Origin of the sequence: Pseudovibrio sp. Tun.PSC04-5.I4, from assembly GCF_900104145.1 — a bacterium.
Taxonomy (GTDB): Bacteria; Pseudomonadota; Alphaproteobacteria; order Rhizobiales; family Stappiaceae; genus Pseudovibrio.
The window spans coordinates 444,684-467,066 of sequence record NZ_FNLB01000008.1; the positions used below are offsets into that span (position 1 = coordinate 444,684).

At 49.7% G+C, this 22,383-nt stretch carries 26 protein-coding genes and 2 pseudogenes; 16 read left to right on the forward strand and 12 right to left on the reverse strand.

Annotation, left to right across the window (positions count from 1 at the left end; genetic code table 11):
• Positions 1–4 precede the first annotated feature (4 nt).
• From napF to BLS62_RS29615, 8 genes are all read left to right on the forward strand, one after another.
• Positions 5–514 carry a ferredoxin-type protein NapF gene (gene napF, locus BLS62_RS29580; protein ID WP_093191151.1) on the forward strand — a complete coding sequence of 170 codons (510 nt, stop codon included), beginning with the start codon at positions 5–7 and terminating at the stop codon, positions 512–514.
• On the forward strand, positions 507–845 hold the full coding sequence (locus tag BLS62_RS29585) for a chaperone NapD (RefSeq protein ID WP_093191155.1): 339 nt from the start codon (positions 507–509) through the stop codon (positions 843–845). Before napF ends, BLS62_RS29585 begins: the two co-directional genes overlap by 8 nt.
• Complete coding sequence (gene napA, locus BLS62_RS29590) at positions 836–3,340, forward strand: nitrate reductase catalytic subunit NapA (RefSeq protein ID WP_208991303.1); 2,505 nt, start codon at positions 836–838, stop codon at positions 3,338–3,340. The genes BLS62_RS29585 and napA overlap by 10 nt, the downstream gene beginning before the upstream one ends.
• An 8-nt stretch (positions 3,341–3,348) precedes the next feature.
• Entirely contained in the window at positions 3,349–3,810 is a 462-nt protein-coding gene (locus tag BLS62_RS29595) for a nitrate reductase cytochrome c-type subunit (protein ID WP_093191164.1), read from the forward strand.
• Between the two features lie 11 nt (positions 3,811–3,821).
• Positions 3,822–4,412 (forward strand): NapC/NirT family cytochrome c, encoded by a 591-nt coding sequence (locus tag BLS62_RS29600; protein WP_093191169.1) that lies wholly within the window; start codon positions 3,822–3,824, stop codon positions 4,410–4,412.
• Between the two features lie 482 nt (positions 4,413–4,894).
• The gene (locus tag BLS62_RS29605; RefSeq protein WP_093191172.1) at positions 4,895–5,785 is read left to right on the forward strand and encodes a YadA C-terminal domain-containing protein; all 891 of its coding nucleotides are present in this window, start codon (positions 4,895–4,897) and stop codon (positions 5,783–5,785) included.
• A gap of 13 nt (positions 5,786–5,798) precedes the next feature.
• The gene (locus BLS62_RS29610) at positions 5,799–6,311 is read left to right on the forward strand and encodes an invasion associated locus B family protein (RefSeq protein WP_093191177.1); all 513 of its coding nucleotides are present in this window, start codon (positions 5,799–5,801) and stop codon (positions 6,309–6,311) included.
• A gap of 235 nt (positions 6,312–6,546) precedes the next feature.
• A complete protein-coding gene (locus tag BLS62_RS29615; protein ID WP_093191182.1) occupies positions 6,547–7,521 on the forward strand; it encodes an IS5 family transposase in 975 nt (324 codons plus the stop codon).
• Positions 7,522–7,629: 108 nt separating this feature from the next.
• Here BLS62_RS29615 and BLS62_RS29620 read toward each other — a convergent pair whose 3' ends face one another.
• The 7 genes from BLS62_RS29620 to BLS62_RS29650 form a co-directional block, all read right to left on the reverse strand.
• Entirely contained in the window at positions 7,630–7,977 is a 348-nt protein-coding gene (locus tag BLS62_RS29620) for a hypothetical protein (protein ID WP_093191186.1), read from the reverse strand.
• A 58-nt stretch (positions 7,978–8,035) separates the two neighbouring features.
• Entirely contained in the window at positions 8,036–8,764 is a 729-nt protein-coding gene (locus BLS62_RS29625; RefSeq protein WP_093191191.1) for an SDR family NAD(P)-dependent oxidoreductase, read from the reverse strand.
• Positions 8,765–8,778: 14 nt separating this feature from the next.
• Positions 8,779–9,297 (reverse strand): TRAP transporter small permease, encoded by a 519-nt coding sequence (locus BLS62_RS29630; RefSeq protein ID WP_093191198.1) that lies wholly within the window; start codon positions 9,295–9,297, stop codon positions 8,779–8,781.
• 7 nt (positions 9,298–9,304) lie between these two features.
• The gene (locus BLS62_RS29635; protein ID WP_093191202.1) at positions 9,305–10,579 is read right to left on the reverse strand and encodes a TRAP transporter large permease; all 1,275 of its coding nucleotides are present in this window, start codon (positions 10,577–10,579) and stop codon (positions 9,305–9,307) included.
• Between the two features lie 73 nt (positions 10,580–10,652).
• Positions 10,653–11,636: a TRAP transporter substrate-binding protein gene (locus BLS62_RS29640; protein ID WP_093191209.1), complete on the reverse strand. Its 984-nt coding sequence runs from the start codon at positions 11,634–11,636 to the stop codon at positions 10,653–10,655.
• Positions 11,637–11,698: 62 nt separating this feature from the next.
• A complete protein-coding gene (locus BLS62_RS29645) occupies positions 11,699–12,115 on the reverse strand; it encodes a cupin domain-containing protein (RefSeq protein WP_093191214.1) in 417 nt (138 codons plus the stop codon).
• 421 nt (positions 12,116–12,536) lie between these two features.
• Entirely contained in the window at positions 12,537–13,316 is a 780-nt protein-coding gene (locus tag BLS62_RS29650; RefSeq protein ID WP_093191219.1) for an IclR family transcriptional regulator, read from the reverse strand.
• Between the two features lie 344 nt (positions 13,317–13,660).
• Between BLS62_RS29650 and kduD the strand changes: the two genes are divergently transcribed.
• The 3 genes and pseudogenes from kduD to BLS62_RS30600 all read left to right on the forward strand — a co-directional run.
• Positions 13,661–14,410 (forward strand): 2-dehydro-3-deoxy-D-gluconate 5-dehydrogenase KduD, encoded by a 750-nt coding sequence (gene kduD / locus BLS62_RS29655; RefSeq protein WP_093191223.1) that lies wholly within the window; start codon positions 13,661–13,663, stop codon positions 14,408–14,410.
• Between the two features lie 112 nt (positions 14,411–14,522).
• The gene (gene kduI / locus BLS62_RS29660) at positions 14,523–15,359 is read left to right on the forward strand and encodes a 5-dehydro-4-deoxy-D-glucuronate isomerase (protein WP_093191228.1); all 837 of its coding nucleotides are present in this window, start codon (positions 14,523–14,525) and stop codon (positions 15,357–15,359) included.
• Positions 15,360–15,799: 440 nt separating this feature from the next.
• Positions 15,800–15,925, forward strand: a pseudogene (locus tag BLS62_RS30600) (transposase); the annotation flags it as partial.
• 156 nt (positions 15,926–16,081) lie between these two features.
• On the opposite strand, the gene BLS62_RS29670 reads toward BLS62_RS30600, so the two are convergent.
• The 3 genes from BLS62_RS29670 to BLS62_RS29680 form a co-directional block, all read right to left on the reverse strand.
• Positions 16,082–16,369 (reverse strand): type II toxin-antitoxin system RelE family toxin, encoded by a 288-nt coding sequence (locus BLS62_RS29670; RefSeq protein WP_093191237.1) that lies wholly within the window; start codon positions 16,367–16,369, stop codon positions 16,082–16,084.
• Complete coding sequence (locus tag BLS62_RS29675; RefSeq protein WP_093191242.1) at positions 16,359–16,610, reverse strand: type II toxin-antitoxin system Phd/YefM family antitoxin; 252 nt, start codon at positions 16,608–16,610, stop codon at positions 16,359–16,361. The genes BLS62_RS29670 and BLS62_RS29675 overlap by 11 nt, the downstream gene beginning before the upstream one ends.
• A 93-nt stretch (positions 16,611–16,703) precedes the next feature.
• Positions 16,704–16,838: a helix-turn-helix domain-containing protein gene (locus BLS62_RS29680; protein ID WP_280141898.1), complete on the reverse strand. Its 135-nt coding sequence runs from the start codon at positions 16,836–16,838 to the stop codon at positions 16,704–16,706.
• Between the two features lie 40 nt (positions 16,839–16,878).
• Between BLS62_RS29680 and BLS62_RS29685 the strand changes: the two genes are divergently transcribed.
• The gene (locus tag BLS62_RS29685) at positions 16,879–17,571 is read left to right on the forward strand and encodes an IS5 family transposase (RefSeq protein WP_159436606.1); all 693 of its coding nucleotides are present in this window, start codon (positions 16,879–16,881) and stop codon (positions 17,569–17,571) included.
• An 18-nt stretch (positions 17,572–17,589) separates the two neighbouring features.
• On the opposite strand, the gene istB is transcribed toward BLS62_RS29685, so the two are convergent.
• On the reverse strand, positions 17,590–18,417 hold the full coding sequence (gene istB / locus BLS62_RS29690; RefSeq protein ID WP_093175407.1) for an IS21-like element helper ATPase IstB: 828 nt from the start codon (positions 18,415–18,417) through the stop codon (positions 17,590–17,592).
• A complete protein-coding gene (gene istA, locus BLS62_RS29695) occupies positions 18,414–19,667 on the reverse strand; it encodes an IS21 family transposase (RefSeq protein WP_093189048.1) in 1,254 nt (417 codons plus the stop codon). The genes istB and istA overlap by 4 nt, the downstream gene beginning before the upstream one ends.
• 67 nt (positions 19,668–19,734) lie before the next feature.
• On the opposite strand from istA, the gene BLS62_RS29700 reads away from it, so the two are divergent.
• The 4 genes and pseudogenes from BLS62_RS29700 to BLS62_RS29705 all read left to right on the forward strand — a co-directional run bounded on the left by BLS62_RS29700 (position 19,735) and on the right by BLS62_RS29705 (position 22,226).
• Positions 19,735–20,043 carry a hypothetical protein gene (locus tag BLS62_RS29700; RefSeq protein WP_093191251.1) on the forward strand — a complete coding sequence of 103 codons (309 nt, stop codon included), beginning with the start codon at positions 19,735–19,737 and terminating at the stop codon, positions 20,041–20,043.
• 343 nt (positions 20,044–20,386) lie between these two features.
• A pseudogene (locus BLS62_RS32435) lies at positions 20,387–20,535 on the forward strand (IS6 family transposase); the annotation flags it as partial.
• Positions 20,536–20,628: 93 nt separating this feature from the next.
• Positions 20,629–20,760, forward strand: coding sequence for a hypothetical protein (locus BLS62_RS32700; protein ID WP_280141895.1), 132 nt, complete (start codon positions 20,629–20,631; stop codon positions 20,758–20,760).
• Between the two features lie 143 nt (positions 20,761–20,903).
• Positions 20,904–22,226, forward strand: a complete 1,323-nt coding sequence (locus BLS62_RS29705) for a protein kinase domain-containing protein (protein WP_208991304.1) — start codon at positions 20,904–20,906, stop codon at positions 22,224–22,226.
• The last annotated feature ends 157 nt before the right edge of the window (positions 22,227–22,383 follow it).

A 22,383-nucleotide genomic window follows, 5' to 3' on the forward strand; every position in this document is an offset into this window, starting at 1 on the left:
AGCTGTGGCTAACCTATCCCGCAGAGCATTTTTTACCCGCTTCAGTGCCACCCCAGAGGTGACGAACCCGGTTCGTCCGCCATGGACCACAGAACAACGGATTGAAGACAAATGCACCGGTTGCTTTGAATGCGTCAAAGCGTGCCCGGAAAGCATTTTGTTCAGCGTAGATAACAGGCCTTACCTCAAAACCGACATCGGTGAATGCACGTTCTGCGAAGCCTGCGCAAAAGCGTGCCCGGAAGAAGGTCTGTTTGATCTGACCGCGGCACCCTGGAGGCTCACTGCAGAATTACAGCAAGAGGCATGTTTGTTGGCAAAGGGAGTTTCTTGCCAATCCTGCACCGACTGCTGTGATCCCAGAGCCCTTCGGTTCGATATGCGTGTGGCCCCAACAGGAAAGATAAATCTGGATGCAGACCTGTGCAATGGCTGCGGTGCCTGCCTTATCTCCTGTCCTGTAGATGCGATCACTTTGAACGACCTGAGCCGAGAAAGTTTTGTGAATGCGTAATGCAACAACCGTAGAGCGAATAGAGGAAGCCGGTGTCTGGCACATATCAAGTGTGCTGATACAGGCGGACCCTGCAAAAAAAGATCAGATATGCACAGCGATTGAACAGATCTCAGTCGCGGAAATCGCAGAAGTACCTGCAACTGAAAAGATTATTGTGACGCTGGAAACCCAGAGCGAACGCGGCCTTGCCGACGCTTTGAGTGAAATTCAGCATCTGGATGGCGTTGTGACTGCATCGCTCATCTTCCACCAAACAGACACCACCGACCTTAATTCTATTGTGATTTCTGATCAGGGTGACATGCAACCCGAGGGGATTTGCTCATGATTAAACTAACCAGACGCGCCGTCATTAAGGCGCAGGCTGTTGCAGCGGCTGCCGCTGCTGCCGGGGCAAGCCTTCCGGCACAAGCGTCTAACCTTGTTACTGATTCCAGCAAAACAGACCTGAAATGGTCTAAAGCGGCGTGTCGCTTCTGTGGCACCGGTTGTTCCATTATGGTTGCGACCAAGAACGACCGTGTTGTTGCAACACATGGCGATGCACTCAGCCCGGTCAACAAAGGCCTGAACTGTGTGAAAGGTTACTTCCTTTCCAAGATCATGTACGGCAAAGACCGCCTGACAACTCCATTGCTGCGTAAAACCGATGGCGTTTACGACAAGGAAGGCGAGTTCGAGCCAGTATCCTGGGACGAAGCTTTCGACATCATGGCTGTTAAAGCAAAAGACGCCATGAAGAAGAATGGCCCTTTCGCAGTGGGCATGTTTGGCTCAGGTCAGTGGACCGTATGGGAAGGCTACGCCGCTTCAAAGCTCTGGAAAGCCGGTTTCCGCTCAAACACCATTGATCCGAACGCGCGTCACTGCATGGCATCTGCCGTTGGCGCATTCATGCGGACTTTCGGTATCGATGAGCCAATGGGCTGTTACGATGACTTTGAGAGCGCAGATGCCTTCGTGCTCTGGGGTTCCAACATGGCTGAGATGCATCCGGTTTTGTGGACCCGTCTCGCCGACCGTCGTCTGTCCAACCCAGATGTAAAAGTTGCTGTTCTTTCTACATACCAGCACCGCAGCTTTGACCTTGCTGACATTCCAATGGTGTTCACACCGCAGACCGATCTCGTGATTGCGAACTTTATCGCAAACTACATCATCGAGAACGACGCCGTGGACATGGACTTTGTTAGCAAGCACACCAACTTCCGCCTTGGCAATCAGGACATCGGCTACGGCCTGCGCCCTGAGCATCCATTGGAAAAAGCTGCGAAAAACGCAACGAAAGCTGGTGGTTCTACGGAAATCAGCTTCGAAGAATACGCTGCGTTCGTTAAGTCATACACTCTGGAATACGCTGAGAAGATGTCTGGCGTTCCTGCAAACCGTTTGCTGGAACTGGCTAAGCTTTACGCTGATCCAAACACGAAGGTTATGTCCCTCTGGACCATGGGTGCCAACCAGCATACCCGCGGCGTTTGGGTCAACCAGATGTTCTACAACATCCACCTTCTCACTGGTAAAATCTCCAAGCCGGGTAATGGTCCGTTCTCACTAACCGGTCAGCCATCCGCGTGTGGTACAGCTCGTGAAGTTGGTACGTTCTCGCACCGTCTGCCAGCCGATTTGGTCGTGAAGAACCCAGAGCACCGGAAAATTGCTGAAAAAATCTGGAAACTTCCAGACGGCACTATTCCAGCAAAGCCGGGCTACCACGCAGTTCAGCAAAGCCGGATGCTCAAAGATGGCAAACTGAACTTCTACTGGACCCAGGTCACCAACAACATGCAGGCTGGTCCTAACGTTGTTGAAGAGATCTACCCAGGCTGGAGAAACCCGGATAACTTCATCGTTGTCTCTGATCCGTACCCAACCGTGTCCGCAATGGCTGCTGATCTTATTCTGCCAACAGCAATGTGGGTGGAAAAAGAAGGCGCTTACGGCAACGCAGAACGCCGCACACAGTTCTGGCAACAGCTGGTCTCTGCACCGGGCGATGCAAAATCTGATCTTTGGCAGACTGTTGAATTCTCCAAACGCTTCAAAGTTGAAGAAGTCTGGCCTGAAGAGCTGATCGCTAAGCAGCCAGAAGTACGCGGTAAAACACTGTTCGACATTCTGTTCGCGAACGGCAATGTAGACAAGTTCCCACTTTCTGAAACCAGCGATGAGTACAAGAACGACGAGTCTAACGACTTCGGTTTCTACATTCAAAAAGGCCTGTTTGAAGAATACGCAACCTTCGGCCGTGGCCATGGTCACGACTTGGCACCGTTTGAACGGTACCACGAAGAGCGCGGTATGCGTTGGCCAGTTGTCAACGGCAAAGAAACCCAGTGGCGTTTCCGCGAAGGATCAGATCCTTACGTTGGAAAAGGCAAGGGCTTTGAGTTTTACGGTCATAAAGACGGTAGAGCACGCATCTTTGCCCTGCCCTATGAACCAGCAGCAGAGAGCCCGGACGAAGAGTATGACTTCTGGCTCTGCACAGGTCGCGTAGTTGAGCATTGGCACACAGGGTCTATGACCCAGCGTGTTCCTGAGCTTTACAAAGCGTTCCCGGATGCTGTGTGCTTCATGCACCCTGACGATGCAAAAGCCAAAGGCCTGCGCCGTGGTTCTGAAGTGCGCGTAATCTCCCGTCGTGGCGAGATCACAACACGCATTGAGACCCGTGGTCGTAACAAGCCGCCAAAAGGCCTCGTGTTCGTACCGTTCTTTGATGCAAGCCAGCTCATCAACAAGGTGACACTGGATGCAACAGATCCTCTTTCAAAACAGACCGACTATAAGAAGTGCGCGGTCAAGATTGTAGCTGTGTGAGGTACGCCATGAAACTTTTAAAACTCCTTGTCGCCAGCCTTATCGCGGTGTCAGTCTTCGGTGGAGCCAGCGTTTACGCTGGCGAGCCCATCACCCAATTCCGCAACGCGGACATCCTCACGCAGGATACCCCGCCGCGCATTCCAAAAGTGGTCAACACCGACGAACGTCAGGTGCGTAACTACCCTGAGCAGCCACCCTTGATCCCTCACAAGATCGACGGCTACCAGATCGACAAGCGCCTGAACAAATGCATGACCTGCCATGGCCGTAGAGCTATTGAGCAGTCTCAGGCACCTATGATTTCGGTGACTCACTTCATGAACCGGGAGGGTCAGTTCCTGGCATCTGTTTCTCCTCGTCGCTTCTTCTGCACTCAGTGTCACGTTCCTCAAACTGAGGCCAAGCCTTTGGTTGAGAACACATTCGTTGACGTTGATGACGTGCTCAAAGGTAAGACTGAGAAGTAGGAGCACACCGCATGTTTTCAATTATCAAACGGTTCTGGCACGTTGTCGCCAAACCCAGTGTTCATTACAGCCTCGGCTTTTTGACACTCGGCGGGTTTGTCGCCGGCATCATCTTCTGGGGTGGGTTTAACACCGCCCTGGAAGTGACCAACACAGAAGCTTTCTGTATTGGGTGTCACGAAATGGAGAACACAGTTTATCAGGAACTCAAGACCACCATTCATTATACCAACCGGTCTGGTGTGCGTGCGACTTGTCCTGATTGCCATGTGCCTCACAACTGGTCCTCTAAGGTTGCCCGTAAGATTCAGGCATCCAAGGAAGTTTATGGCAAAATTTTCGGCACGATCTCAACTCCTGAGAAGTTCGAGAACAAGCGTCTTGAGCTGGCAAGCCATGAGTGGGCTCGCTTTAAAGCCAATGACTCTCTGGAATGCCGGAACTGTCACAGTGAAGAATCCATGGACTTTACTCGGCAAAGCTTGAGGGCATCCGAGCAGCACTCCAAGTATCTGGTTTCCGGAGAAAAGACCTGTATCGACTGCCACAAGGGTATTGCCCACCGCCTACCAGACCTGAGTTTGTTGAAAGAAGATAAATAAGACCCAAGACATCTCAGAGCAAAAAAGCCTCGTGGTTCGCGCCACGGGGTTTTTTCTTGTCCACATGATTGTTCAATATTTTATCAATTAAATTTATGAGTGCCTTTCTATCACCATCGCTTGCACGCAATTCCCCACAAAATCCTCACAGTTCACTCAAATTACCGAGTGTTTACAGCTATTAACCTTTGCAAGTCTTTCATGAATATTTTTATGGAATCATCGCCCAGCAATACCCCCTATGTCCCAAGGGAAGCTCTCCGGTCTCCCATGAGTGCTTTTTGATACTCCGCCAAAATTCTATCTGCATATATTCCGACATTAATGGAGTTTATTAGAATTTTACTAATTCCTAAGTTGTTGATTTAGTAAAACTAATAAGCTCATATCAAATTCAGGTCGGCAGTCAAAGGGCTGCATCTGGAAGTGTTTAGACCGGGTGGATTGCAAGTAATACCCACCCATCTGATAGGATGTGAAAGATGAACTCTTTGAAGCTTTCTGCTGCGGTTGTTGCTCTTGTTGTTGGCATAAGCACTGTACAAGCGGCTGAAATTTTCGTGTCCGAGGGCGTTGTTTCTACTGATGCGGAAACGAAAATCGTAAACCAAGGTAGTGAAAACGAATTTACTCGAAACTTTCCTGGCCACACCGGTAAGGCAACTGGCATTACTGCTAGCATAAGCAATATTGAAGAATCCGACCTTAACGGCGCATTAAGGTCTAAGATCAAAACTATTGATGATAACAAGGACGATATCAGAACTAATCGTCGGGCCATTGGCGCAAACAAATCAAAAATCACAACCAATCGTCGCTCCATCGCAACGAATAAGTCCGATATCACCACCAATCGCCGCGCAATTGGCGGAAATAAATCAAAAATCACGACCAACCGCCGTAACATCGCAACAAACAAGTCCGATATCACCACCAATCGTTGGGCAATTGGCGGAAATAAATCCAACATTACAATTAACCGCCGCAACATCTCTTCAAACACCACGCGTATTGGCACGAATGAAACCAATATCTCCAACAACACCACCAATATCACCACCAACAGAACCAACATCGCCACGAATGCGTCAAACATCTCCTCTAATACCTCCAGCATCGTATCGCTGGAACAGGATGTAGATGAGCTGCGCAGCGGTGTTGCTATGGCCGTTGCAATTGCAAACGCACCAGTTCTGCAAGGCGGCAAAAACGGCATCTCTGTTTCCGGTGGTTTTGGTCACTTCAAAGGCAAAGCTGCAAGCGCACTGAAAGTTGCCTTCCTGCCAACTGAAAACATGGTTCTGACTGCATCTGTTGCAACAGACTTTAACGACAACATTACTGCAGGCGCAGGCATGGGCTTCTCATTCTGATCGGATGAAAACAATGAAACCAATCTGGACACTGCTGACAGCGACAGCCCTCTTTCTGCTTCAAGGTGTGACCGCATACAGCACCACTGGACCTTCCAATGAAGAGGACTGGTCGGTTAAATGCAATGCCGACATTTGTCAGGTCTATGCAGAAATCCGGCTTGAGAACGGGGCACTGGTCAATTCCATCATGTTTCGAAAACTCGACACAGATGTGTATGCCGCCATTCTCAAACTCCCACTCGGAATTCACATTCCCAGCGGTATCCAGATTGGAATTGATAACGACGCCTTGTTTGATGCGAAAATCATCACCTGTCAGGAAGACGGGTGCGAGGCAGCATTCAATGCCAACTCAACCATCGTTGATTTTCTAAAGCGCGGCAAGGACATGTCCATTGTCGTGACGAAAAGTAGTGACCGCAAAAAGCTGGCACTGAATTACTCGCTGGTTGGCTTTACGCGCAACTGGGACGAGTTCACCAAGCGCATGGCTGTACTCTTGCCCGATGAGAAAAACGGGTAGGAATAGATAGATGGAACCACAGAATAGGTCCCCAACCTTTAATTCTGAGGCTCCATCTCTTTATCTTCTAAGGTTGACGGTCAGCAATACGCTTTTCAAGCTCTACTGCGAACTCCACCATCAACATTCCATCCCTCAATGCCGCTTTCTCGCCAGGCGATGAGAGTTGGCCTTGTTGCAAGGGTCGCTCAGTGTCTGTAATTAGAAGGTTTGTTCGTCTTCGTAAAGCTATCCTATGCCGCACAAGTTCAACGCCAGCCGTCGTCACAAACTTGACAAGAAGAAGTATCGTGTCACGAACTGGCGTGACTATAACGAAAGTCTTCGTAATCGTGGTGATTTGACGATCTGGGTCAGCCGTGAGATTGGGAAGGAGTGGTCAGCGCCGCGCCGGACCTCGCGCGGAGGGCAACGTAAATATTCTGATTTGGCCATTGAGATGTGCCTGACACTGCGTAGCGTATACTTCCTAGCGTTGCTACAGTCGCAGGGATTTATGCGCTCTGTGGTTCGATTGATGCAAGTTGATTTGTCAGTTCCAGATTTTTCAACGTTGTCCCGGCGAGCCGGTGGCTTGCAGATTACCAAGCCAGCAAAGGCCAGAACAGAACCGACGCATCTTGTGGTCGACAGTACTGGTGTCAAGATCTATGGCGAAGGCGAATGGTTTCAAAACAAACACAAAACCAAGGCAACGCGACGATCCTGGCGCAAGCTCCATCTTGGTATGGACTTGAACACTGGCGAGATTGTATGCTCCGATCTCACCTATGAAAATGTAGGTGACCCGACCGTCCTGCCTGACCTTCTGGATCAGGTTGACGGTCTTGTAAACAGATTTCTGGCTGATGGAGCCTATGACGGTGAGCCAACACGAAGGGTCCTTGAGACACGGTATGGAGATGACGTTGAGATTATCATTCCCCCACCCAAAACAGCTGCTTTAAGTCCTGAAGCTGACAGGGCTCCCTCATCGCGAGATAAACATATTCTTGCGATCAAAGACAAAGGGCGCCTCGGTTGGCAAAAACAAACAGGCTACAATCAGCGCTCCCAAATTGAAACGCAGATGGGACGCTGGAAGCAAGTCATCGGCAACAAACTAAAGGCACGCACCTTTAACAATCAGAGGACCGAAACAAAGATTGGCGTTAGCATTCTCAACACAATAACTGAACTCGGCAGGCCCGCGTTCGAAGCAATCTCATGACCTGAATTTACGGGTTTGGGCGTGCTTTAAGCTATTCACGACCCGTGCAACAAGGCCAATATTTGGCGTTCTTTTACTTCCAAACTCGCCAAAGCACTGTTGCCGCCTTCACAGAAAAGCACCAGCAATGCCTTTGAACAAATTTTGGCGTATAAACTGATTTGAGGCGGCGTTGAACATTTCATCCCAACTTGAAAAGACGGTGTTTGATGCGACGATCTTCTCCCATAAATCATCATCGATAGACGCAATGCTTTCTTGGGAAACATCGTTTTGTCCGGCCACACTAAATAGATCAGTAACACTCTGATAGTTCGAATTATCTTGCATGAAATCGTCATTCAGCAATTCTGCCAAGTCGACGGTTTCCTGCTTTTTCAACCGCTGTGCATTGGCCATTATCGCATCAATATTGCCGTAGATCAGATCACGAAGATTATCGGTTTTATGCTCCAAAACCCTGTTCCTTTATAAGCTGAGGAAAGGGCCGCACGTGTGCCCTTTCCCGCACTGATTAGCGGATCATCATACCGCCGTTTACGTCGATTGATTCACCAGTGATGAAATCATTCTCGACAAGCAACTTAATCGCGGAAACAATATTGGCAGGCTGGCCGTTACGTTTCAGCGGTGTGTTTGCAGCCCACGCATCCATCTGATCTGGCGTGGAGACTTTCTCATGGAAAGGGGTGTCGATAACACCGGGAGCAACAGAATTGACGCGAATGTCGGGTGCTAGCTCTTTACTAAGACCACGTGTGAACGTATCCACGGCCCCCTTAGCAGCCCCGTAAAGAGTGGCAGTTGGTCCACCATGACGAACAACAATGGACGAGATATTGACGATGCTCGCGTTTCTGCCATTACGCAGCATTGGAATAGCAAGTGACGTGATTTTGAAGAGAGAGAACGCATTCAACCGGAAAATCTCATCCATCAACTGCCATTCTAATTGATCTGCAGCCTGACGACGCACCAGCCCACCGGCATTGTTGATCAACGCATCCAGCGTATCTGTTAGCCTGCTGATTTTGCGGAACAATTCAATACAGGCAATTTCGCTGGTGATGTCACTTTGCAGCAGATGCACGATGGCACCTTTTTGCACCAACTCAGCCTCCAAAGTCTTGGCTTTGTCTGTAGAGCGATTGTACACCAAGAAAAGCTCGTTTCCTTGTGCGAAGGCGCGAGCTGTTTCGGCCCCAATGCCGGTACTCGCACCAGTGATCATGATTTTTGCCACGATGGTATCTCTCTTTACTTCTGACAGGATGAATAGGTGAACGGTGTTGGGTTGGATGAGCAAAGATTGCGAAGGTGTCCTGCCCAAAAGAATAGGGAAACTATCGTCATGTAGGCACCGGCGATCGGCATGCTCATATAAAAGAACGACTTCGGTATCTGAAAAATTGGCGACCAAGCACTGGCCCGCATCATCAGGCTGAAGCTGTAGTAAGTGAACGCAACCAAGAAGAAGATGTTCATGCTCTCAATAAAGATGAGCAATACGTATTGGCTGCGCCGCCCTTTCAGGCTTTCCAGTAGGAAGTCGATGAATGGATGTGCCCTATCGCGCCACAGATAGGCTGCCACGGTGAAAACCATCCATGCAAACGAAACTTCAACGATTTCGTCAAACCACCCAATCGAGAATATCGGAAAAAACCTCAGGATTACGTTTAACGAAGTAAGAGCAAACAGAACAACCAGCAGAACCATGCCAAGGAGCAGGAATAGGTTGCTAAGCATCCGATCCAATTTATGTAACAAGTTCATCAAGACATCACCCAATTAGGTAGGTTGCGGTCAAAGACAGTGCCGGAATGAAAGCAACAGCAAACAGCACAAGCAAAATGCCGAGAATATAAGGCAGGACTTCTTTGCTGAGTGCTGTCACCGTGACGTTACTAATGGCAGCAACTGCGTAGAGGCACATACCGACGGGAGGACTGAGCAGACCAATCATGGAAGCTAGGATCATGATCACGCCAAATTGGATCGGGTCCATACCAATCATCTGAACAAGGGGCATAAAGATTGGAACGCAAATCAGAATGACGGCGATACCTTCAAGGAACATGCCCAGAACCAAAAGGACCCCGATCATAATGAGAAGTAATATGGCAGGAGAATCAGTTACGTTGACGAGGCCAGAAATCAAGTTCTGAGGGATCTGCTGGAAGATAAGAACCCAGCTAAAGAACCCAGCTGCCGCGATGATAAACATCACCTTGACCGTACAGATGAGTGTGTCCTTGAGGATGTACATCATGTTGCTGAGTGTTAAGGCCCGATACACAACCGATGATAGGAATATCGCATAGAGGCAAGCAACAACGGCCGCTTCTGTCGGTGTAAACATTCCGCCGAGGATTCCACCTACGATAATAATTGGTGTGAGCAGCGGAAGGAGCGCTTCTTTGAAGCTTTCCCAAACTTCGCTGTTACTGGCTTCTGGCCGGCGTGGATAGTTACGGCGCCGAGAAATCACATTAACTGCAACAGCCATTGCAATTGCCATAAGAACACCGGGCACCATACCCGCCAGGAAGAGTTTGCCAACAGAAACACCGGTAAGTGAACCATAAACAACGAAGGGTATTGATGGGGGAATTACAGGCCCAATGGTGGAAGAAGCGGCTGTAATGGCAGAGGCAAACCGGCTGTCATACCCATCATCAACCATGGCCTTGATCTCGATTTTCCCGAGTCCGGCGGCATCAGCAACAGCGGCACCAGACATTCCGGAGAAGATCACAGAAGAGACGATGTTAACTTGACCAAGACCACCCCAGTAATGCCCCACGGTTGCCTTTGCAAAACGGAAGATCTTATCTGTAATCCCGCCAGTATTCATCAAGTTGCCAGCAAGAATGAAAAAGGGGATTGCTAGAAGTGTGAAACCAGTTGTCGAGGAGTACATACGCTGCGCCATCAGTGGGAGCGCGGAAATGTTCTCATGCATTACAAACAAGGAAATGCCGCCAACAGAGACAGCGATGGGCACACCCATCAATATCATCGCGACAAGGCCTATGAAGATTAGAGCGGGCGTCAAGGTTCTCTCCCGTGTTTTTCCTAGGGCATCCGGCGGCAGAAAGCCGCCGGGCGTACTTGTGTGCGGTCAAAAGTCAGAGCATGCCTAGGAATTTTTCAAGGTTTTCAGTGCCAACATATTCACCGATTGCCTTGTAAGCAGGAGCCATCTCAGCCTTGAACTGGGCTTGTTCCGGGTAAGTGATCTTCATGCCTTTTGCTTCAAGTTTCTTGATCAGTTCCCCTTCTTCTTCACGCATCATCTTGCGCATCAAGTCTCCAGCAGCTTTGCTTTCTTCGCGAACAATTACTTGCTGATCTGGAGAGAGCTTGCCCCAACTGCTCTTGGAGATCACGCTCACCATTGAGTTGTAAACGTGGCGCGTGATGGCAAGGTTCTCCTGTACCTCGTAAATTTTGTTGTGATAAATTACGGAGAGTGGATTCTCCTGCCCATCTACAACACCTTGCTTGAGAGCCATGTAAAGCTCATTGAATGCAAGCTGGGTGACATTCGCGCCAAGAGCAGACATCGCAGACTGAAGCTGCACTTCTGGTGGTGTGCGCAGCTTGAGGCCAACAACATCAGAAGGTACATTAACCGGACGGGTGTTGTTGGTAATGTTACGGAAGCCCCAATCCCAGTTGCTCAAGTAAACCAGACCCTGTTGCTCAAGATCTGATGCAGCCCACTTTATGAACGGCCCATCAAGCACTCTGTAGACATGGTCATAGCTTTCAAAAGCAAATGGAGCCATCACTGTTGCAAACTTCATGGAGTACTTGCTCAAGTGGCCTTGAGTAGGCAAACTCATGTCGATCGCGCCAAGAACATTCTGCTCCAGAACATCATTCGGACTACCAAGCTGGTTGGCTGGGAAGATGGTAATCTTGACCTCCCCACCGGTGCGTTCTGAAACTTTTTCCGAAAATTGCTTTGCAGCAACATCCGCAGGGTGACCACTTTCTGCAAAGTGTGCCAACTTCAGAACCACTGCCGCATTAGCAACACCAAGCGTCAAAGCGCTCAGTGCAATACCAGAAACAGCAATTTTCAGGGCCTTGGTAACTGCACTCATAATTTTAATCCTCCCAGATCACTTTGAGTGTGTTTTGGATCAACCAGCGTTAGATGGTGTCCCTAACCCTCGACGTTATTTGTCTTTGGGTACGTTCCATCTGGATTTGGCATGGTTCCATACTGCTTCATCTTCTCCAGATGACCTTCGCGTGCAGGCGCAAAAATATCGATCGCCTTCATACCGGTTAAGGTTTTGCCGCCGTGCGGTACGTTGGAAGGGTGAACTGCAACATCACCAGCTTTCATTGGAATGACCTGATCGCCAACGATGTGTTCTTCTGAACCTTCGATCATGATCATGATCTGCTCGCAGTCGTGCTGGTGAACAGGAAAGTCCGCGCCTGGAGGGTTCTCGATAAAACTGATCATCAGATTGTCACCCAGAAGGAACCGAGTACTGATGCCCTGATCCTCTATGAGCGGGGTCAAAGGCAGATCTTTGATGGTGTATACATATTGCTTACGTTTAGAAGTCATGGGAAAGCCCGATTAGTTACTGATATGTCTCACTGACAAAATTCAGTATTCATAAATGAACTTACCGGAGCAAGTATGTACTTTGACTTGCCTGCCGGTCGGCGGCCAATCAAACGAGTTTCTGGGCAGCAAAACTGCTTCATCCAATAGCTGAGTAATTTAGTGCGGACTACTTATGGAAAATTGATCTCCGCCAGCCAGAAACGCATTTATTTCCATGACTTACGCGAAAGATCGCAAGTGTGAGAGTATGCGCCAAATTCAACGAAATGTTCATATTTGGGTTTCTGGAATCACATTTAAATTTTCTGAAGAAATTTCCGGTTAATAACTCTAAAATGGGGCCTAAAATGAAAAAGCACCGCCAAAAATTGACGGTGCCCTGAAGTAATTCAAATATGAAATATGATTCTAAATCGTCTTAGGCAGGCTGAATACCGCCGATTGCGCTCGTCAGTTCCTGCGCAGTTTTATTGACGGCAAGGCGTGTATCTTCAAAACTCACGACTTGATGGTGAAGGCTATCCGAGTTCAACGTTAGGAATGGAACAGTCAAGACGGCCTCTATACGCCCACGATGATCAAATACGGGATAGCTGATATTGGTCATCCCATTCACCTGCGGGCTAGCCCCAACAAAGTAGCCCTGCTCACGCACGGTCTCGACTTTGCTCATAACATCAGTAATCTCAATTTGATTGGCTTTTGAGGCATTCAAAATAGCCCGGCGGCGGCCCGGTGGCGAAAAGGCGAGCAGCACCATCCCCGAGCCAGATGCATGTACATCAATGCGTGCGCTCAGCCGAAGAGAGAAACCCATTTTGTAGGGGCTCTCGTGCCTCATCACAACAAGCATCGTACCTTCATGAAAGACCGCCAAGTGGCAGGATTGCTGGGTTTGATCTGCAAGTTCTTCCATGCGCTCGTCTGCAATCTGCAAAAGGCGAGCAAGCGGTGGATACTTGTTAGAGAGCGTGAACATCTTGAGCGTAAGCTCATATTTGCCGCTAGATGGGTCGCAAAAAATATAGCCACGGGTCTCCAGAATAGTAAGCATACGAAAGATCTCGTTTACAGATCTGTCCAGACTTTCTGCCATCTCCTTTTTGCTCATGGCGCTGTCACGACCACTTAAGAGCTCAAGGATATCTAGTCCTTTCTCAAGAGCTGGGGCGCGGTATTCGGCTTTATTCTGGGTCATTTCATTTCTCAAACTCACGGATATCCATTACCTCGCCTGGCTCAGCAGAACTGGAGCAAGCTACCTTAGATTGAGAATTAATCTATTTAAATATGGGCTTCAACACAAGATATCCGCACGTATTTTGCTGAATCTTTCGTGAACAAGCTTGTTTCGTCGCATTTCTCTCGGTTTTCGCTTATAAATTTAAATACAAATATTATTGACCAAATACGAACTTTGAAATATGTAATCAATACACGCCGATTGCAAAAATCTAGTTTGCAGTGTGTGGATGAGCTGCTGTCAGTGGCGCGAGTTGATGCTTTAACGCCAAAAAGAATTGGTCATAAAAAGGGTAATCCATGTTTGAACTAAGCAGGAAAGTCGCCGTTGTCACCGGATGTAACACCGGACTTGGGCAAGGCATGGCGTTTGCACTGGCAAAAGCAGGTGCTTCAATTGTTGGTGTAGGGCACCTTGAGCCAGAGGAAACCCGCCAGCAGGTTGAGGCACTTGGCGCAAAGTTCAAGTATGTTGAGGCTAATCTGTTATCAACGGAACCACTGGACCGGATCGTTGAAGAGGCCATCGCAGCTTTCGGACGCATCGACATTCTCGTGAACAACGCTGGCCTGATCCGCAGAGAAGACTCCGTCAACTTTAGCGAAAAGGATTGGGATGATGTAATGAACATTAACATCAAAGTTCCCATGTTCCTGTCTCAGCGGGTCGCTCGGCAATTCATCAAACAAGGAGAAGGTGGCAAGATCATTAACATTGCTTCCATGCTTTCCTTCCAAGGAGGGATCCGTGTTCCCTCCTATACTTCTAGTAAATCAGGCATCATGGGGCTAACCCGGCTGCTTGCTTGCGAATGGGCGCAGCATGGCATCAATGTCAACGCGATTGCTCCAGGCTACATGGCAACGGATAACACCCAGGCACTGCGAGAAGATAAGGAACGCAGCGCTGCAATCCTTGATCGCATCCCTGCCGGTCGCTGGGGTAAGCCGAGCGATCTTGGCGGGCCCGTAGTCTTTCTGGCATCCGCGGCAAGCGATTATGTCAATGGCTACACGATTGCTGTCGATGGTGGTTGGCTCGCCCGCTAATCACACCTCTTCATTGAGCCGCGCTCATCGCAGGCCGCTCTTTTCCCTCACATTTTCCCCTTGGCGTCTACACTATCTGGGGCCGCCAAGCTTTAGAGAATAGGTAACTAAAATGGACGTTCGGCAGAGCATTCATAGCGCACATGCAAAGCAATTGGACACTGAAGGACTTCGTAGTGAATTTCTGGTGCCAGAGGTGTTCAAACCAGGCGAGATAACAATGACTTACAGTCATATCGATCGCATTATTCTTGGAGGCATTGTTCCTCTCACCGAGAAACTGGTGTTTTCAGCAGAGCTAGGTAAACAGATCGGTACAAGTCACTTCCTTGAGCGCCGTGAGATTGGCTTCATCAATCTGGGCGGCGATGGTGTAATTGATGTGGATGGCACCGCCTATGAAATTGGCAACGAAGAAGCGCTTTACGTCGGCAAGGGCGCAAAGGTTTTGACCTACGCATCAAAAGACGCCCGAAACCCTGCCAAATTCTATTACAACAGCGTACCGGCTCATGCCGTTTTCCCAATTAAAAAGATTACCAGCGCACAAGCAGAGCACGTTTCACTGGGCTCAAAGGAAACTTGCAACGAACGCACCATATGCAAGTTCCTGGTTCCTGCTGTTTTGGAGACATGCCAGCTGACTATGGGCTTGACCCGCCTTGCTCCAGGTAGTGTTTGGAACACAATGCCCTCTCACACCCATGAACGACGTATGGAAGTTTACATGTACTTCGATATCGTGGAGGACAATGCTGTGTTCCACATGATGGGCGAGCCAAAAGAAACGCGCCATATTCTGGTTCACAATGAACAGGCCGTCATTTCACCAAGCTGGTCAATTCACAGCGGCGTGGGCACCAAAGCCTATACTTTCATTTGGGGCATGACCGGAGAAAATCAGGAGTTCACTGATATGGATCACCTGAAAATCAGCGACCTCCGCTAATGATTCCGACCAAAAAAGCAGCGCTCATATGCAGCGCTGCTTCCGCTCTGCAAGGCTTTGAGCAGATCTTCTCGCCTCGTAAGGGAGCGAGTTTTTTGTTTTCCATCCACCATCTGACTAGTTTAAGTCTTTACTTCCCAAACAGCATCAGAGCCTGTGATATCACCAAATCACGGAACCATTTGTGGGCGATAAAAGTGCGGCGGTTGTGTCGCAAAGTTTTCCGATGGTTAAGATGGGTTTATCTCTGGACACACCTATTCTGCAAGGCTCGTGATGACCTGGAAAACTGACTGACCCCTTGCTCCGATTTGTCCTTTGCGGATCATGTGTGCCACTTCGATGCCTTCCAGAGTAGAGCTGGCTCAGGTTTTTTGGACAGGTAGTATAAGTGGATTTAGCTCCTGAAACTGGCATGATGCCACCAACAGGAGAACACCATGAGCAGACGTCCCCGCCGGAACCATAGCCCGGCTTTTAAAGCGAAAGTGGCGCTTGCTGCTATTCGCGGAGAGAAGACCTTGAGTGAGTTAGCTCAAGACTTTGATGTTCACGCGAACCAGATCGGCCTTGTTGCAAGGGTTTAACAGCAAGGGTTAATGGTGTTTGCATCGGACCGAGAGCGCCAATTTTGCTAAGTACCTTCATAAAATTAGTAATGTCAGAAGCTTAGCACTCAACTGAGATTACAAACTTTATTATACCGTCACACGTCAGCTAACTTACTCCTGCGCACGCTCGTAGGCTGCACTCTTGTCGCGCTTACCGACCGACAAAACCAGAACGATCAGTCGTTCTTCCTCTACCTTGTAAACGAGGCGAAACCCCGAGCCGCGAAGTTTAATTTTGTAAGTGCCCTTCAATCCACCGCGCAGCATTGCTGATGGAATATGTGGTTCTTCAAGGACCTTCGCGAGTTTGGCCTTAAACTGCTCCCGAATGGGTGCTCCAAGTTTAGAGAAGTCTTTCAGTGCTTTCGGATGAAATTCGAGCCCGTATTTAGAGGTCATTAAGATTGACCTTCACCGGAACTCCCCCATCCTCAAGGCGTTGCTCTGCTACCTTGGTAAGCTCAAGATCTTCCAAAGCTTCAATCATGGCGGCATAGGTTTCTGCAGGAACCAGGTAGGCCGCTGGGGAGTTGTTGTTGAGGATAGCGATCAGAGAGCCCGCTGCATTGGCAATCAGCGCTGACGGGTTTTTCTTCAGTTCAGTGACGCTGGCGGTTAGATCCGCATGGATAAAGTTCATTGCTCGACCTCCAGACCAATAATTGGATTTCTTTATAGATCACATTATGACTCTAATAAAGGTACTAAATATAGATCATTTAGGCAAGAGAGTTCAAGAGACTTTAGTTCTCGCCAATGTGCGGTACACCGTTGGTCGGGAGACGGTAAACATTTCCGCCAGATCGGAAATGGAATATTCGCTGGTATCGTACATGCGTCGGACCTTGTTGCAGGGATCGAGACACAGGTTTAAGCTTCAGCACTTTTCATGGTCTCATCAGGTTCTAATGCCGCATAAGTACAACGCCTCACAGCGCCACAAATTTGCGAAGCCCGGCTATCGTGTCACGAACTGGAGTGATTACAATGAGAGCCTGAGGCAGCGCGCAGATGTGAGTGTGTGGATCAGCCATGATGTTGCTCAGAGTTGGTCAGCAAGCAAGAGAACAACGCGTGGTGGCCAGCCCCAATACTCTGCTCTGGCGATTGAAGTGTGCCTGACGGCCCGAGCGGTCTTTGGTCTGGCGCTACGCCAGACGCAAGGTTTCCTGCGCTCTGTGTTCAGGCTTATGAAGCTAGATCTTCCAGTACCTGATTTTTCAACCTTGTCTCGCAGAGCGGGAAACTTGCAGCTTTCAAACATAAAATCAAAGATTGGAAAAGAGCCCGTGCATCTGGTGGTTGACAGTACTGGCTTGAAGATCTTTGGTGCAGGTGAATGGCAGGAAACCAAGCATGGAACCAGGATAAAGCGCAGATCCTGGCGCAAATTGCACCTTGGCCGGGACTTGAACACCGGCGAAATTTTGTGCTCTGAACTCACTGAAGAGAGTGTTGGCGACCCGACGACCTTGCCAGAATTGTTGGGCCAAGTTGAAGGCCCGGTTGCCAGGTTTCTTGGCGATGGTGCCTATGTCAATGCTGAGTCAAATTTCCCCACATGTGCTGGACGGAAAGTCCTCAGTTTGAGTATTTGGTGACCAGCCTTTTCTGTGGGTCTAACTCTCCTTTTTGGGTGGCCTGCCGCGTCGTTTTGGTGGTGGAGGTGGAGCTATTGAAGCGTTAGCCCGTACGTGCTCTGGCATGAGGTCCGCATGGCTGCGCAACCGATAACTAGCACCTTCGATCTGGATGACGACGGCATGATGCAAAAGCCGATCGAGAAGGGCTGTGGCAATAACGCGATCACCAAAGATCTCCCCCCATTCCGCAAAGCCACGGTTTGAGGTGAGGATCATGGATCCCTTTTCATATTTGGCATTGACGAGCTGGAAGAACAAGTTTGCTCCCCCATTGGTAATTGGCAGATAACCGATTTCATCGACGATTAGCAGTGAAGTTCGTGCAAAGAAGCGTAGTTTCTCAGTCAACCGCCCTTCTTTTTCAGCTTTTGCCAAGGCTTCGATGAGGTGAGCTAAAGCAATGCGATACACCCGTTTACCCGCTTTAACGGCTGCAACCCCAAGAGCAGTTGCCAGATGGCTCTTTCCTGTACCAGGTGGACCGAGAAAGTGTACCACTTCATTGCGAGTGATGAACTCCAGTTCGGCTAGAGCCATGATGCGATCCCTGTCCAGCGAGGGCTGGAAGGTAAAGTCGAAGCTTTCCAGTGTTTTTATCGGAGTAAGCCGCGCTGTCGTCAGGGCGACGCCGATACGGCGGCCCTCGCGTGTTGAATATTCTTCATTGAGCAGAGAATCCAGGGCCTCCAGTGCCGTGAGTTCCCCTTGTTCCAATTGGCTCAGCGTGTGGTCGAGCACCTCTAAAGCCCGCGGCATTTTTAAGCCTACCAGTGAAGACTGAATGCGTTTACTGAGCGAACTCATGGCTTACCTCCAGTACTGGCAAGTCGTTGACCTACCGCTTCATAGAACTCCAGTGGGCGTTGGTTTACACCGCTGTGTTTGGTTGGCTCCGCAGCCAGACGACGGCGCTGTGTTGCCCGTGGAGGAGCCTTGCGATGGCATGGATCAACCCGGCGCTGGTTCTTTCCCTCCATGACCGGATGGGTGGCGATGAGCTGACCGTTTTCATAGATGCGCACCTCTTGCGGGTGATGCTGGACTTCGACCATCCGTTTCTTAACGGTGTCCGGCACTGAATAAAGATTACCTCCAACGGAGACCATGCCATCACGCGTGACTCGCCGCTCCACCAGTAAAACAGCATCATAAGGGTGCGCTGGCAAAGGGATCAGAGCGGGCTGTTCCTCTCCAAAGACCTCGCCCACCACACGGTTGGTGGTGGCATGAACACGGGCATTGGCAATTTCCTTGCACCAGCGTGTGAACTGGGCATTAAGATCGTCCAGATCGCGGACCGTACGACCAAGGAAGAAATCCTGCCGGATGTAACGAAATGGCCGCTCCACCTTGCCCTTGGTTTTGGCCCGGTAGGGCTGGCAGGCATCCGGCTGAGCGCCATAATGGTCCAGAAGAGCGACAAGAGCAGGATTAAAAAGAACAGTGCCATCTGGCTCCTCTCCCAGAACGGCTGTCTTCATGCGATCATACAGGACTTCCAGTGTCGCTCCGCCGAAGACCTCAAAGGCCGCGATATGACAACGCAGGACTGTCTCTAGTTTTTGATTGGCACAATAGCGCCCCCACAAAAACCGTGAATTACTCAGCACCATTGAAAACAAAAAGACTTTTCGCACCACATCTGGTTCACTGGTGAACGCCACCTGAAACTCAGCAAAATCTACCTGTGCCTGCTGGCCTGGTGCTGTCTCAAAGCGCCGTTCAAATGCATGCGGAGGAGCTGGACGGATCAGGCGAAGATATTCCGTTACAGTGGAGTAACCGCCCTTAAACCCCAGTGTCTTCAGCTCACGAAGCAAGCGCCGGGCAGATAGACCGGGAAACCGCTCCAGTCGCTCAAGTAAATAGCCTTTGTATTCCTCCAGTACACGCCCGTCACGCTGGCGGGGGCCGTAGACAGGAGCTTCAAGGCCTTGGTGTAAGTATTTGCTGACCGTCTTTCTATCCAGCCCGGCTTTGCGCGCTATGGCACTTACAGACAGTCCCTGCTGCTTCAAATTATGGATCATTACGATCTTCCCTAGATTGACCACTCCTCCACACCCCTTCTTTCCAACAGGAACGTAGAGGAGAGTTTGGCCAACTTTTGTTTGAAGGGGCATGCCCCTTCAAACAAAAGTCAAAGCTGAAAAAGTGGGGAATTTTCAACCAGCGCTTTTGGAGAGAATACATCCAGCACTGACAGCCTATGATGGCGAGCAAAACCGGAAAGAATTGGCGAACCGCTTTGAGGGCGTGGAGGTCATTATTCCGCCACCCAAAACCGCAGTTCCCAGCCCTCAGGCTGAGACCGCTCCCACTGCGCGTGACAAGGATATTCTCGCCATTCAAACGAATGGCAAGATGGCCTGGCAGAAGCAAACCGGGTACGGTCAACGGGCGCGAGGAGAAACCTTGATGGGCCGCTAAAAGCAAGTGATCGGGGCCAGGCTCTAATCACGAGAGTTTGAAAATCAGAAGACGGAGGCAAAAGTTAGCGTCGCCGTTCTCAACACAATGACTGCCCTCGGACGCCCCGCGTTCGAGCGTGTTTCTTAAACCCAAATTTACGGGTTTGGGCAAGCCACGCGCTAATTCTGACCCATGCAACATGGTCTGTCTCATGTACCACTCCTCAGTGGTTACGATGAGCCAACAACACTCTCTTATCAAATACTGCTATTTGGACCCATAAGGGCTGACGTCAGACAGGGGAGCGTCGCAAGGTCAGATTTCAAGTTTCTCCATCTCAGGTGAAATCATTTTATGAGCCATAAGGCGTTACTGAAAATATGGCATCATCTATCGTGATCTTGAGGAAATGCTGGCCGAGTGAGGACTAGGAGTGGAGTGGACCATATCACCATCTATCGCCGGGTTCAGCACTACGCCCTGCAACCTGTAAAGCGCCTTCGTTGGCACGCGTCGAGCTGGTTGGAAGCCGAGCTGGCGCATTGATGAAACTTAGCTCCAGAACAGGAGCAACGGATTTAGGTGATAGATAGGATTCTCAATTTGAGATTAAGAGATGATGAAGAGCATGATGATATCGAGATTGGAGAAGAGCAACAAGCCACTTTTCGATGTCGCCAGCAAGATAACATCTCGGAAATTGAGGTGTTGGAACTTGCTGAGACCATAAAATAAAAATAACAGAGAATGAAGCAAAGCAGTGCAATTTTCTTAGTTATGGTAGGCACACCTATACTTCGTTTTAGCTGACTGCCTTGCAGTCTAGGCGAGACCGTCGATACTACCCCAAAAACCGAACTGATTTCAGGAGTTAGGTAGTGGTTCGCGAGAATGATAACGTCCCAGAGGAAGCTAATGATCCCTCGCACCCAGAGCATGATCAGTGGGTGACCGACGTCGCGAAAGCGCTCAACATTGACCTTGCTGCCGCACAGGATGAGCCCCTCATCGCCGGTTCTGTACAGATGCAGGATATGTCCGAGCCTCAAGCTCAGCAAGGTGATATTGATGCACTTCCTGAGTTTGAACGTGAAGCATCTGTTCCGCTTCATCGGGAATTAAACCAACGTACGCGCCGCGAAACACCGCCGGATAACAGCCCAATCAGAGTAAGCGACAAACCTGACGGCACCATGGTTATTGACGCCGCCTCCGTCCCCTCCGCCTTTGAATTTGGGGGATTGCGCGGCCGGAATGCGGGAGCCCTCGGCAATCACTTCAGAGCCTCTGAACATGCTATGGACGTTACGGGCAAATTGGGTCCACCGATCATCGGCGGGGCGGCCAATGCAGCCAATGTCCTCGCCTTTGGCGCGACAGGCGTCTTGCAAGATTACCCCCATATCGAAAATGCTGTCATCAAACGTCCCAATACCTACAGCAACGGGCCGGATCAACCGTTGACGTTCATCGGTGCAGAAATGCTTATTCATGAGGCAAAGATTTTGACGGCTCTTTCTCATTTTGATGAGGCTAAGGGAAGTAAAAATGTGCTGAAGGTAAAAGGCTCTGGCCTGACAGAATTTGGGGAACCTTTTGTAATTACGGAGAAATTGACCGGCGGTAGTCTGGACGCACGGTTGCCGGATGACAAGGGGATGGACGAGGAACCGCTGAATGACTTTGCTGATGGTTTGCTCGCCGGTGTCGCTTTTTTGCAAAAACGTAACATTTTCCATCAAGATCTAAAGGCAGACAATATTCTCTTCCGTGACCCAGAAAGCACCGAACCAATCATTATTGATTTTGATGCAGCCTCTGCCCATGAGGGCATTGCAGCAGACTGTGAAGACGGACAACACTTCAATTATGAAATCGGTGGCGCCCCCAACATTCAACCGCCTGAGCGATTTAAGGATGGTGAGCACATCACTGGCAAAGTGGATTCGTGGGCTGGTGGCCTCTTGCTGGTGGCTGCCGCATCCGGCAAAACAAGCCAGCAAGCACTGATTGATGAACTGCAAATCTTCAGAAATGGCAGTAGCAACGATCAGGCCCAGCTGGACGAGAAGGTTGAGGGACACTTGCTTGAGGTCCCCGAGAACATCAAGGGTGCGATAAAAGGCTTACTGAAACTCTCCCCGGAGGAAAGATTATCCGCCGAACAAGCACTGGACATCGTTAATATGCGCGCAGCTTGAGGGAATACTCCGGTATTGGTGAGGCCTTGGGATATTGCGGGAACGGCAGGGGATTCTGGTCGCAGCATAGACAAAAAGATTTCAGGGCTGATAGACCCTGAAATATAGTTTGCAACAGGCCTTATCTTTGCCAGCGAGCCTTAACGACAGCTATGAT